Origin of the sequence: Citrobacter sp. R56 (assembly GCF_016811995.1) — a bacterium.
GTDB lineage: Bacteria > Pseudomonadota > Gammaproteobacteria > Enterobacterales > Enterobacteriaceae > Citrobacter_D > Citrobacter_D enshiensis.
Map to the genome: position 1 here is coordinate 2,187,597 of NZ_CP069159.1, position 13,003 is coordinate 2,200,599.

The following is a 13,003-nucleotide window of genomic DNA, read 5'->3' on the forward strand; positions in this document are numbered from 1 at the left end:
AAGATCACTTCACTTCGACGACATTCAGTCGTAATTCATCCAGTTGGTTTTCGTCTTCTTCAGGCTGCCAGCCTGCGGGTTGCAGTGGGATTTCTTCGCGGTCAAACGCCAGATCGCCACCGTCCACGACGTCGGAACCGTGCTTGATCCCTTTGAAGTCAAACAGATTGATATCGCTCAGGTGAGAAGGGACCACATTTTGCATTGCGCTGAACATGGTTTCAATGCGCCCCGGGTAACGTTTGTCCCAGTCACGCAGCATGTCGGCAATCACCTGACGTTGCAGATTAGGCTGTGAGCCGCAAAGGTTACACGGAATAATCGGGTAACCTTTGGCCTGCGCAAAACGTTCAATGTCTTTTTCGCGGCAATAGGCCAGCGGGCGAATGACAATGTGTTTACCGTCATCGCTCATCAGCTTCGGCGGCATACCTTTCATTTTACCGCCGTAGAACATATTCAAAAACAGCGTTTGCAGAATGTCGTCACGATGGTGACCAAGCGCAATCTTTGTCGCGCCAAGTTCAGTCGCCGTGCGATAAAGAATCCCGCGGCGCAGACGTGAGCAGAGGGAACAGGTCGTTTTACCTTCCGGGATTTTCTCTTTTACGATCCCGTAAGTGTTTTCTTCGACAATTTTATACTCTACGCCTAACTGCTCGAGGTACTCCGGCAGAATATGCTCCGGGAAACCGGGTTGCTTCTGATCAAGGTTAACGGCAACCAGAGAAAAACTGATCGGCGCGCTTTGCTGCAAATTACGCAGAATTTCCAGCATGGTGTAGCTGTCTTTCCCGCCGGAAAGGCACACCATAATACGGTCGCCGTCTTCAATCATATTGAAGTCAGCAATCGCTTCGCCCACGTTACGACGCAAACGTTTTTGTAATTTGTTCAGGTTGTATTGTTCTTTCTTTGTTACTTCTTGATTTTCTTGCATTATTTACTGTCTCAGACACCAAAAGTGGGCGCGTTATTATGCCCATCTGGTTAGTGATAAATGACGGGTTAGCTCCGGCTGGCAAAAGCCAACAGGCAAAAGTATGTCGCGTATGGTACGGATTACGGCGACGAATGTCAGCACGTTTTATAGCAACGTTCTATCTTGCACCAAGGCGACTGCGCGCCGTGTAGGGCTCTGCCTTTACCTGTGTTCTCAGCGCGTCGAAAATGCTGATAACGGGTAATTTCAATATTTATTGATTAATCACACTTTTTTCCTGAAAGCAGGCTATTTTTACGATTCAGGAAAGCTATAAAAAATATCCCAAACTGGAAAGCCATTATGCGAGCAACGCTGGTCTCCTTACTCTGTGGTTTCGTGTTTTTTATTGTCGGTGTTACGGCGCTGAACTGGCAACTCTGGCGCGCGGCATATACAGACAGAGTACAGGAAGCAAAACTGTCGGTATCCCTGGCAGACAGTATGGTGGACGAGACCATAAAAGCGGTTAGCGTTGTTCGCCCGCTGACGGCCGGTTCCTGTACTCCCGATGCACAACGGATATTGAATCGCGAAGCGGCAATGGGGCCACACTTACGTTATGTCGTTCTGATCCGTAATCACGAAGTATGGTGTTCCTCACTGCTGGGGAGTCAGACCCAAAAAATTCACGAAGATAAATCGACGGCGGCCAGTCTTACGCTCTATCCAGGCGATGAAATCACCGGGGGAACGCCAGTGCTCTTTTATCTGGCGCCGGGCATTTCTGGTTATGTGGGGGCGAGTATTGGGTTTGTACATCTCAACACCGCGCTCAAGACCGCGTCAAACCGAATACAGCTTACCCTCGTGGTAGGTAATAAAATGTTAGATTACAATGATGTTGTCAGACCTTTCACGTCAGTTCGGCAGGACAAGGCGCATCAGCAATCGTTGCGTTATCCTTTCAGAATTGAATACGACCCACCACCTTTTTTCAGTCTGGGACGTTTGATCTCCCAGGGCGGTTTTCTTACCGCTATCCTTGCGATCATGTCGCTAATCACCGGGTGGATACTCCATCGTTACCTGAGTAAATATACGACCCCTGAAGAGAACTTGCGCCGGGCCATCGACAAAGGAGAGATCGTCCCTTTTTATCAACCGGTGGTGAATGGGGCGAGTGGAAAAATTGACGGTTTCGAAATACTGGCTCGCTGGAAGCATCCTGAAGCGGGCTTTATTCCGCCTGACGTTTTTATTCCTCTAGCAGAAAAGACCGGTCTGATTATCGAACTGACACATAAGCTCATGATGCGGGTTATCGATGATCTTACTCCGGTGATGCCGCACTTACCGGAAGGTTTGCATATTGGTATCAATATCAGTGCGGCGCATGGGCAAAGCGAAGTGCTGGAGTATGACTGCTTGCATTTACTGGATGCATTGTCCGCCAAAAAAATCACGCTGGTACTGGAAGTGACAGAACGGGAACCGATGGCCTTGACGCCGAAAACCCTCTCGATGTTTGCCCGTCTGCGTAGCCATGGTGTATTGGTGGCGCTGGATGATTTTGGTACCGGCTATTCTGGCATTTCTTATCTCAACGAATTTCCGGTTGATTTCATTAAGATTGATAAAAGCTTTGTGCGACGGATCAGCAACTCCCCGGATTCAACCCTGTTGGTTGACTGCGTTATTGATATGGCGAAAAAGCTGTCGTTAAAAATCATCGCAGAAGGCGTTGAAACGCAGCATCAGGCTGACTACTTGAATTCAAAAGGGATTCATTTTTTACAGGGGTATTATTTCTGGCGTCCAGTGCCTTTTTATCGACTGGCGCCCGCGCTGTTATTTGGCTTTCACCGGATTTCTTTGTAACGAAAATCGCTTAAAAGCCCGCAACGCTGTTGCGGGCTGCCATGTTTAGCGAACAACCAGCACGGAACACTCCGCGTGACGCACCACGGCGGCGGCGTTGGAGCCAAGCAGATACGTGGTGATATCCGGGCGATGCGAGGCAATAATCACCATCTCGGCCGGTAACTTTTTCGCCATTTCCAGAATTTTGTCTTTCGGAGAGCCTTCCGAAACATGCAGGTGCACTCTGTCTCTGGGGATAGTGAACTTCCTGGTAATATCATCCAGCTGAGATTTTGCTTCGGCTTTCAGATCGTCCATCGCGGGTAACTCAGCCGAATACGCCAGACCTAACGAGGCATAGTAGGGCAGTGACGGGATCACGGTCAAAAAATGGACCTGTGCGTCGTCAATTTTTGCCTCCGCTTCGACATGGGCAATTACGCGTTGAGTTAATTCTGAATCTGAAATATCGATAGGGACAAGAATCATTCTGCTCATAAAACCTCCTGTTTAAGTATCCGCCTGGATTCTACCCCCTAATGGCACTTTATGTATAATGACGGGAGTCACATTTTGTGTCATTTCAATTTCCGTTCCGGGAATTTTCCCTTAATAACGCCGTCATAAAATCGTCCTTTCGAGACAACGCTAAGAAAATGATGAAATATACGGGCGGGAACATCCTGATATTGTAAAAGTGCATCCGTTTGATGAAAGCGAATTTCCAGCGTGCGGGATGTTTCATCATAACCGACGGATGCAATGCGCGATGATTTTACAGGATGATGGTGCATGGCAGGCGTCCTATATGACAGGTTCTTATGCCAGCTATCATCTATCAGTCAGGGATTTTTACGCAACAGATATATTGTTTTAGCAGAAATAAAACAGTGTTATGAAGGGCAGGGAAGGGAGAGTAGCCCGCTGTTTCCAGCGGGCCGGTAGACTTAGAACTGGTAAATCAGACCCAGTGCTACGATGTCGTCAGTGGCGATGCCGTTGTCAGCATAGAAGCTGTCGTCTTCGTCCAGCAGGTTGATTTTGTAATCAATAAAGGTGGACATGTTTTTGTTGAAGTAGTAACTCAGGCCGATTTCAGCATAATTTACCAGATCCTGGTCACCGTCGGTGCCCAGATCCTTACCTTTAGACATCAGGTAAGAAATGTTCGGACGCAGACCGAAGTCGAACTGGTACTGAGCAGTCACTTCAAAGTTCTGTGTTTTGTCGGCGATGGTGTTGTAGCTGTCACCATACGGGGTCATGTTACGGGTTTCGGAGTACATTGCAGCGAAATAGATGTTGTTCGCATCGTATTTACCACCGACAGTCCATGCGTCAGCTTTGTCGCCGCCTGCAGTAGAGAATTCAACCTGCTCGTTAGTACGGTCAGAAGAGGTGTATGCCGCACCCAGGGTTACGCCCATACCGAAGTCGTAAGAGGTGGAGATACCGAAACCGTCACCGTTGGAGTTTTTGATATTACGTTTGTCGTTACCGTTACCAGTACCTTCCTGGATCTCCTGGCCATTTTCGTCAGTAACCTGGCTTTCGTTAGCGCCCTGGAACTGCAACGCGAAGCTCAGGCCGTCAACCATACCGAACATGTTGTTGTTACGGTAAGTGGCAACGCCGTTGGCACGGCCGGTCATGAAGTTATCCGCTTTGGTGTAAGAGTCGCCACCGAATTCTGGCAGCATATCCACCCAGCCTTCTACGTCGTACATTACGCCGTAGTTACGGCCGTAGTCGAATGAACCGTAGTCACCGAATTTCAGACCCGCGAAACCCAGACGGGTGAAGTTGTTGCCGTGGTCGCTTTCAGTGCTGTTGGTGTTAACCTGGTATTCCCACTGACCGAAGCCGATCAGTTCGTCATTGATCTGAGTTTCGCCTTTGAAACCCATACGCATATAAGACTGATCGCCATCACTGCTGGCGTCGTCAGACATATAGTGCAGACCGACTACTTTACCGTAAAGATCTAATTTGTTGCCGTTGCTGTTATAAACTTCAGCGGCGTGGGTAGCACCTGCGGCTAACATGGCAGGAATAACGAGGGCCAGTACTTTTCTTTTCATCGAAATAATCCTTTAGTTTTTTTTAATTACCTGTGACTACCCATATGAGGGAGTGAAAGCATGCTAAATGAGAAGTTCCGTAAATCGATAAGTATGAATTGTTACGTGTTAAGTAAAATCTTAAATAAATAATTCAGTTGAAATGGTGATAATTTTCGTGAATGTATTGGTGTGATATATACAAAATAAAAATTATACAAGCGAAACTTGTTGCGATATTCTGCGCGGGTTATATGCCTTTATTGTCACTTTTTGCTTTTTTCGTTGGCCATTGCGATGGGTATTTATTTCCCAGCGAATAAATTGACAAGCCCGAACGATTGTTCGGGCTTTTTTTTATCTGAAAGCTAATTTTATACTTTCAGGATCACTCCGTATCACTCTTTTCTGCCTTCCCGGCTAATTGGGCAAGGAAGTCATAGCGTTTTTGCAGATCCGCCGCGGCATCTTTCCACAACTGCTCGGCCACTTCCGGCTGTTGGGTATTCAGGCGACGGAAGCGCTGCTCGTTGAGCAACGTCTCGGCCAGCGCGTCTGACGGCGGGCGAGAATCCAGCGCCAGCGGTCGTTTACCTTCATCGGCCCGACGTGGGTCAAAGCGATACAGTGGCCAGAAGCCGGTCGCCGTTAACTGACGCATCTGATCATGACTTAACGCCAGGTCGTAGCCGTGCTCTTCACACGGGCTGTAGGCAATGATCAGCGACGGTCCCGGATAAGATTCGGCTTCCTGAATCGCCTTCACCGTCTGGTTCAGTTGCGCGCCCAATGAGATCTGTGCGACATAAACATGACCGTACATCATCATACTGACGCCCAAATCTTTACGTGCCTTACGTTTCCCGTGCTCGCCAAATTTAGTCACTGCCCCCAGCGGCGTCGCTTTCGACGCTTGCCCACCGGTATTGGAGTAACACTGGGTATCCAGCACCAGAATATTGACGTTTTCGGTCAGGCTTAATACATGGTCAAGACCGCCAAAGCCAATATCATAGGCCCATCCGTCACCGCCGATAAGCCAGATCGATTTTTCTACCAGCGCATCGGCATCGGTTAACAGCTCACGCGCAGCGTCTACATCTTTAAGATGCAGGCGTAAAGCGGCGACCTGTTCGCGGCGCACTTCCGGCGTTGCATCGGCATGCAGCGCATCATTTAATTCTGCGGGGATCTGCTCTGCAAACTGTTCCAGCAGGCGCAAAACGCGTACCCGGTGTTGATCCACCGTCAGACGGAAGCCCAGGCCAAACTCGGCGTTGTCTTCAAACAATGAGTTCGCCCATGCAGGCCCGCGACCATGAATGTCGGTGGTGTAAGGCGTTGAAGGCAGATTGCCGCCATAGATTGAAGAACAACCGGTGGCGTTGGCGATCAACATTCTGTCGCCGTACAACTGCGTCAGCAGCTTGATATATGGCGTCTCGCCGCAGCCGGAACAGGCACCGGAATACTCGAACAGCGGCGTAATCAACTGCGAGGTACGGATATCGATACGTTCCAGTTTGCTGCGATCAATCTCCGGCAGGCTGAGGAAGAAGTCATAATTTATTCTCTCCTCTTCAACGTGCTCAAGGCGCGACATCATGTTGATGGCCTTGATGTCCGGATTTTGACGATCTTTCGCCGGGCAAACTTCGACACACAAATTACACCCGGTGCAGTCTTCAGGCGCAACCTGCAGAACGTATTTCTGACCGCGCATATCGCGTGATTTCACATCCAGCGAATGCAGACTGGCCGGCGCGTTTTCCAGGGCCTCAGGTGACACCACTTTGGCGCGGATGGCCGAGTGAGGGCAGGCGGCGACGCAGTGGTTACACTGGGTACACAGCTCTTCTTTCCAGATGGGGATCTCTTCAGCGATGTTGCGTTTTTCCCAACGGGTGGTGCCCATCGGCCAGGTGCCGTCCGGTGGCAGCGCGGAAACGGGGAGGGCATCGCCAAGACCGGCGAGCATCGCGGCGGTGACCGTTTTCACAAAATCAGGCGCGGCGTCGGAAACGACCGGAGGACGATTCGCACTGCGCGGATCCACCGCCTGCAGAGGAACTTCGGCGACCGACTCACGGGCCAGCGCCAGAGCCTGCCAGTTACGCTCGACCAAATCCTGGCCTTTACTGCTGTAGCTTTTCGCAATCGCGCCCTGTAACTCCGCCAGCGCACTGTCGCCCGGTAAAATTTGCGTCAGGTGGAAGAACGCCATCTGCATGACGGTGTTGATACGGGCAGCCAGACCGCATTCACGGGCAATTTTGACGGCATTGATGACGTAAAAACGGGCTTTCTTCTGGTTAAGTACCGCCTGCACTTCCTGCGGTAGCCGCGACCACACCTCATCGGCGTGGTAGGGGGTGTTAAGCAGGAAAATACCGCCCGGTTTCAGACGCTCTGCCATTTGATATTTATCGATAAACTGCACCTGGTGACAGCCGACGAAATCCGCCTGGGACACCAGATACGCAGAGCGGATCGGCTGCTCACTCACTCGCAGATGCGAAACGGTCAGGCCACCCGCTTTTTTGGAATCGTAGACAAAATACCCCTGCGCATACCACGGCGTTGAGTTACCGATAATCTTGATATTATTTTTGGTTGCTGAAACGCTACCGTCGCTGCCTAAACCATAAAACAGCGCTTCGAGTTTTGCGCTGCCGGGAAGGGTGTTTTCAGGCAAGTGAAGTGACAGATTGGTCACATCATCATAAATACCTACCGTAAAACGTGGTTTCGGTTTAGCGCTGTTCAGTTCGTTAAAGACAGCCAGTACACAGTCCGGGCCAAACTCTTTTGAAGAGAGACCATAACGGCCGCCGATGACGCGCGGTAAGGTTTCGCGCTCACCGGCATTGAAGGCTTCGGCCAGAGCCGTCATCACATCCAGATACAACGGTTCCGCCTGCGCGCCAGGTTCTTTGGTGCGATCCAGCACGGCAACTACACGTGCGGATTCCGGTAAAGCCTGCAGTAAATGGCGAGCGGAGAAGGGGCGATACAGACGGACTTTCAGCACGCCGACTTTTTCGCCGCGTGTAAGCAACTCATCCACCACCTCTTCACAGGTGCCGATCGCGGAGCCCATCAGAATGATGACGCGTTCGGCCTGCGGGTGACCGTAGTACTCAAACGGTTTGTACTGACGCCCGGTGGCGGCGGCGAAGTCATCCATCGCCTGTTCAACGTGGTCGTAAACGGCGTTATACCACGGGTTGGTCGCCTCGCGAGACTGGAAGTAGGTGTCCGGGTTGGCCGACGTACCGCGGATCACCGGATGCTCCGGATTCAGTGCGCGGGCGCGGTGCGCATCAATTTCAGCCTGCGGCATCAGGTTGAGGATCGTGTCATCGGCCAGCGGGACAATTTTATTAATCTCATGTGAGGTACGGAAACCATCAAAGAAATGAATAAACGGCACGCGGCTTTTCAGGGTAGCAATGTGCGAAATCAGCGCAAAATCCTGGGCTTCCTGAACGCTGCTGGCACACAGTAGGGCGCAACCGGTCTGGCGAACGGCCATCACGTCGGAATGGTCGCCGAAAATAGACAGCGCGTGTGTGGCGAGGGTACGGGCAGCAACATGGAGGACAAACGGGGTAAGCTGACCCGCCAGTTTGTACAGCGTCGGGATCATCAGCAGCAGACCCTGCGAGGACGTAAACGAGGTAGACAATGCCCCGGTCTGTAATGCGCCGTGAACAGTGGCGATTGCGCCGCCTTCCGACTGCATTTCTACGACGCGCGGGGTGTCCCCCCACACGTTTTTAAGCCCGTCTCCGGCCCAGGCATCTGCCAGCTCAGCCATTGTTGAACTTGGCGTAATCGGGTAGATGGCGATAACTTCACTGGTACGGAATGCGACTGAAGCAACCGCGCCATTACCGTCAATAGTAATCATATGACACCCTTACATTGCGCAAAATAAAGGGACGCGCGAAACATCGGCGAGTCCTGTAGTTATGCACTAATTTTAGCAAACTCCGTCGGGCCGCATTTTCGCTTTTGTGTCCATGCATTAAAAAGAATGAAGTGTTTGATCAAACAGACGCGAAAAAAATTGCCAGAAAATGTAACCAGGGCGCATAAATGCGCACATTGCCTCTCGACGCCGCAGATTCCGCTGCCTATTATTTATGGCGGTGTTGTCCTGGGTAAATTTTTAGAGGGGAGAGAAATGCGCGCAGCATTTTTGGTGGGGTGTGCCGCCTTATTATTGTCGGCCTGCAGTAGTGAACCTGTTCAGCAGGCAACGGCAGCGCATGTGACGCCCGGGTTAAGAGCGGCAATGTCCAGCTCTGGTGAGGCTAGTTGCGCCATGATTGGCGGTTCGCTCTCAGTAGCTCGCCAGCTTGATGGTTCGGCCATCGGCATGTGCGCATTACCCAACGGCAAACGCTGTAGTGAACAGTCGCTCGCCGCCGGGAGCTGCGGCAGCTATTAATCGCAGCCGATTTACTGCACTAAATCTGACAGTTTATACGTTAACGTCTGTTCCGCCGTCGCCAGTGTCAACTGGTTGGCGGTTAAGTCTACCTGCGCACCTTTCCTGAGCATGGTGCTGATAGTGTTATCCAGTTCGTTTAACTGCGGATCGGCACACATCATGCGCGTCATCGCCATCTCTTTCACTTTCAGTTCGCCGTCAGACAGTTTGCCTTCGCCGGAGAAGCGATTACACATTTTTCCCGAAACCGTCATCTTTTCACCAAAACTGAGTTCCGGGGGATTTTTACTGGCGGGGAACGGCTTGCCGTTAACGCTCTCAAGAACAAAACGGTGGTGCTGAAGCTGATCGCTGTTAACGGACACTTTGCTGTTACTCACACAACCAGCCATTAGCATGCTGAGTGCAACCAGCGTGACGATTTTTTGCATGACGGTTCTCTACATTCGATAATGGGGAATATTTACCATAATAATAATATGGTCAGATAAATCATTGGTGATTATCTGAAAATGCTCCCCTGACGGCAGGGGAGCGAAAAGGTTAGAACAGTGCGTTCGGGCAGGTTTCGCCGTTGGAAAGCTGATTCAGGTTCTGTAACGTCGTTTCAGAAATGCTGATCAACGCTTCAGCCGTCAGGAAGGCCTGATGTCCCGTGAACAGCACGTTATGGCAGGCTGAAAGGCGACGGAAAACGTCATCCTGAATCACATCATTCGATTTGTCTTCAAAGAACAGATCGCGTTCGTTCTCGTAAACGTCCATCCCCAGTGAACCAATTTTCTGGTTTTTCAACGCATCGATTGCCGCCTGGGAATCGATCAGCGCGCCACGACTGGTGTTAATGACCATCACGCCATTTTTCATTTGATCAAATGCAGCGTGGTTGAGCAAATGGTAGTTCTCCGGCGTTAACGGACAGTGCAGGGAGATCACGTCCGATTCGGCAAACAGAGTGGGGAGATCGACGTACTCGACGCCCAGTTCAAGGGCTGCGGCGCTGGGATAGGGATCGAACGCCAGCAGACGCATGCCAAACCCTTTCAGAATACGCAGCGTGGCAACGCCAATTTTCCCCGTACCGATTACCCCGGCGGTTTTACCGTGCATCGTAAAACCGGTCAGACCTTCCAGAGAGAAGTTCGCATCACGGGTGCGCTGATAAGCGCGGTGGATACGACGGTTGAGCGTCATCATCATGCCTATCGCATGTTCAGCCACGGCTTCAGGAGAATAGGCTGGGACACGCACAACCTGCAGCCCCAGTTCTTTTGCCGCATCCAGATCCACATTATTGAACCCGGCACAACGCAAGGCGATGTACTTAACGCCATGCTTTTTCAGCTCTTCCAGCACCGGACGGCTGCCGTCATCGTTAACAAAAATACACACCGCTTCGCAGCCATACGCCGTTTTTGCTGTTTTTTCGGTCAGCAGAAAGTCAAAAAATTCAAGTTCAAAACCAAATTCCTCGTTAACCTGCTGCAAGTACTTCTTGTCGTACTGTTTAGTGCTATAGATAGCGAGTTTCATAAGACTTTCTCCAGTGATAATGGCTTCACATTAACATGATTAAAATTATCTTACAAAATCTAAAAAGTAATTGATAGACATAGACATAATGAATAATTCTAGAGCATCTGTAGTCCATGCACGTAGCTCATTAAAATCAGATCGCGTTCTTTACTTTCGACACCCTGAGACAGCGCCACAGGCATTCGTTGATGTGATTTGGGTTGTTGACTGAGGGGGGAGGTGATGCCTCCATTCAGGAGAATGGAGGCTGTGGCCAATCGACGATCACACGGTACTTTGCGACATCAGTGCATGGGGAAAGACGACAGCCTGATTGCGCCCCTGGTTTTTTGCCATATAGAGTGCGCGATCTGCCCAATCAGCGAGTTGCTCGGCAGCCACCGCACAATCAACCGAAGAAACGATCCCCAGGCTGACAGTGATGGTTCGTGGGAAATCACCGTTCGTTGTTGCGGGGGTTGCCTGCTCTATCTGTTTTCGCATCCTTTCGGCAATATTTTGCGCACTTTCTGAATCACAGTCAGGGAGTAGAATCGCAAACTCCTCCCCCCCAATTCTGGCAACGATATCGCGCTCCCGAACCAGATTTACCATTAATTCTGCAAGTTTGATAATGACTCTGTCTCCCTGCAAATGCCCCCACGTATCATTCACTGATTTGAAATGATCAATATCGCAAAAAATGATACTGAGTGGCTTTTGTGGGTGAATACTTTTGATTTCATGGCTTAGCGAATTATAAAAAAATCCGCGATTAAACAGGCGGGTCATGGGATCGCGAACTGAATTCTCGTACGAAAGCTCATAGGCCTGGCGTGACGCTTTAAAGCGATGGAATATATCGGACATTAATACGGTCATCACCGCCATTGAACTCAGGCATTCCACTCCCCGGGCCAGATACCAGCCAGCTGAGTTCATATAGGAATATTTAAATAACGTAGTAAAAATCAGTAGGTTGCTCAACGCCACGAGAGACATGCTAAGCCAGAACTGGTTTTTTAGTTGAGTCAGGCTGAGGATAAAGTACACGATACCTACCCAAAGTGAGATAAAAAAGCAGATAACCAATCCGTGCCAGGGAAATAACCACTCGAAGGTGACAGGATCGATCAGTTGTAAAGACAGTGGCAGTGTATTGGTTGAGTAAAGAACAGCGACTACCAGATGTAAAATGCACCAGAGGAAAACGGAACAAACAATAACTTTTTGATATTTTTGTTGGTTTTTTTCTTTTTTATATAAATATAGGGCGACGATAAACAAACCGGTAGTGAGCGTTGTTCGCAGAGTATGTAATATAGCAATGTCATTAAAAATGATACTCTTAGGAACTGAATGTGCGAAATAAATGTAGAGTGCAATAAATAAAAGTATCCCTGAACTATGAAACGCGCATGCCAGGGGCAGTAGATGTTTGTTTTTACGGTAGCTTAAATAATTCATTATCATAAAGCTACCTATCTGGATGTACAGGGCACCCGTAAAAGTGGCAATGATTGGGTAGAGTGAAAGCGCGTAATGGTTGTTGTTTAAAGGCGTGAGCCACAGAAGCAAGAATGCACTGATAGATAATAGTGAAAAAAGCGTTATATTATTTTTGTGTTTTGTTTGCAATGAAGTGATCATGATGATGCTCAATAAAAGATATCATAATATTATGTCAATTTTACATATTACATTTTTGATTAAATTTGCTTTTTTTTCGGACTAAATTAAGTTTGCTATCTGTATAAAAAGATGCTGAGGCATCTGTGGATCGTTTGTTTGTTTTTTTGCCCTTATATATTAAAGCGATACTGAAACCAGACGTGTTCAGAATAACGCCTCCACCACTCGCCGTCGTAGCGTCTTAATCCGCCTTGTACGGTTTACTCCCTTCATAGCGAGTCGGGTAAAGATGAGAGATGGGCTACGTGGTACTCACAGGCAACCGATTCCGGAATGAATGATAAGCAACCCCAAAAACTGATCGAAGAATACTCCTGCGACTGTATCGCTCAGTGTACATCCCGCGGCGCTTGCGTTGATGTTCACCGTCAATGAGAGAATTGGGGTTCTGGAAAGCGCTTCGGGAATCGCACTTATCTGGCGTCAGATATCCAGATTCTGGGGGTATCTGGGGGGCTTGTGGGGTATTTGGCAGCAAAATTGCACACTATT

General features: G+C 49.5%; 10 protein-coding genes and 1 pseudogene. 2 read left to right on the forward strand and 9 right to left on the reverse strand.

What is annotated here, in order from left to right:
* Positions 1 to 4 precede the first annotated feature (4 nt).
* The gene (gene ttcA, locus JM656_RS10480; protein WP_203361085.1) at positions 5 to 940 is read right to left on the reverse strand and encodes a tRNA 2-thiocytidine(32) synthetase TtcA; all 936 of its coding nucleotides are present in this window, start codon (positions 938 to 940) and stop codon (positions 5 to 7) included.
* Between the two features lie 40 nt (positions 941 to 980).
* A pseudogene (locus tag JM656_RS22295) lies at positions 981 to 1,145 on the reverse strand (site-specific integrase); the annotation flags it as partial.
* A gap of 140 nt (positions 1,146 to 1,285) precedes the next feature.
* Here JM656_RS22295 and JM656_RS10485 point away from each other — a divergent pair.
* Positions 1,286 to 2,803: a cyclic diguanylate phosphodiesterase gene (locus tag JM656_RS10485; RefSeq protein WP_203361086.1), complete on the forward strand. Its 1,518-nt coding sequence runs from the start codon at positions 1,286 to 1,288 to the stop codon at positions 2,801 to 2,803.
* Positions 2,804 to 2,848: 45 nt separating this feature from the next.
* Here JM656_RS10485 and uspF read toward each other — a convergent pair whose 3' ends face one another.
* The 4 genes from uspF to nifJ form a co-directional block, all read right to left on the reverse strand.
* Entirely contained in the window at positions 2,849 to 3,283 is a 435-nt protein-coding gene (gene uspF / locus JM656_RS10490; protein ID WP_203361087.1) for a universal stress protein UspF, read from the reverse strand.
* Positions 3,284 to 3,363: 80 nt separating this feature from the next.
* Positions 3,364 to 3,579 carry a KTSC domain-containing protein gene (locus JM656_RS10495; protein ID WP_203361088.1) on the reverse strand — a complete coding sequence of 72 codons (216 nt, stop codon included), beginning with the start codon at positions 3,577 to 3,579 and terminating at the stop codon, positions 3,364 to 3,366.
* Positions 3,580 to 3,732: 153 nt separating this feature from the next.
* Complete coding sequence (gene ompC / locus JM656_RS10500) at positions 3,733 to 4,866, reverse strand: porin OmpC (RefSeq protein ID WP_203361089.1); 1,134 nt, start codon at positions 4,864 to 4,866, stop codon at positions 3,733 to 3,735.
* A 367-nt stretch (positions 4,867 to 5,233) separates the two neighbouring features.
* Entirely contained in the window at positions 5,234 to 8,758 is a 3,525-nt protein-coding gene (nifJ, locus tag JM656_RS10505) for a pyruvate:ferredoxin (flavodoxin) oxidoreductase (protein WP_203361090.1), read from the reverse strand.
* A 276-nt stretch (positions 8,759 to 9,034) separates the two neighbouring features.
* On the opposite strand from nifJ, the gene JM656_RS10510 reads away from it, so the two are divergent.
* Positions 9,035 to 9,301 (forward strand): DUF333 domain-containing protein, encoded by a 267-nt coding sequence (locus tag JM656_RS10510; RefSeq protein ID WP_203361091.1) that lies wholly within the window; start codon positions 9,035 to 9,037, stop codon positions 9,299 to 9,301.
* Positions 9,302 to 9,312: 11 nt separating this feature from the next.
* On the opposite strand, the gene hslJ is transcribed toward JM656_RS10510, so the two are convergent.
* The 3 genes from hslJ to JM656_RS10525 form a co-directional block, all read right to left on the reverse strand.
* Positions 9,313 to 9,735 carry a heat shock protein HslJ gene (gene hslJ, locus JM656_RS10515; RefSeq protein ID WP_192612319.1) on the reverse strand — a complete coding sequence of 141 codons (423 nt, stop codon included), beginning with the start codon at positions 9,733 to 9,735 and terminating at the stop codon, positions 9,313 to 9,315.
* A 112-nt stretch (positions 9,736 to 9,847) separates the two neighbouring features.
* Positions 9,848 to 10,837 carry a 2-hydroxyacid dehydrogenase gene (locus JM656_RS10520; protein ID WP_203361092.1) on the reverse strand — a complete coding sequence of 330 codons (990 nt, stop codon included), beginning with the start codon at positions 10,835 to 10,837 and terminating at the stop codon, positions 9,848 to 9,850.
* 267 nt (positions 10,838 to 11,104) lie between these two features.
* Entirely contained in the window at positions 11,105 to 12,469 is a 1,365-nt protein-coding gene (locus tag JM656_RS10525) for a GGDEF domain-containing protein (RefSeq protein WP_203361093.1), read from the reverse strand.
* Between the last annotated feature and the right edge of the window lie 534 nt (positions 12,470 to 13,003).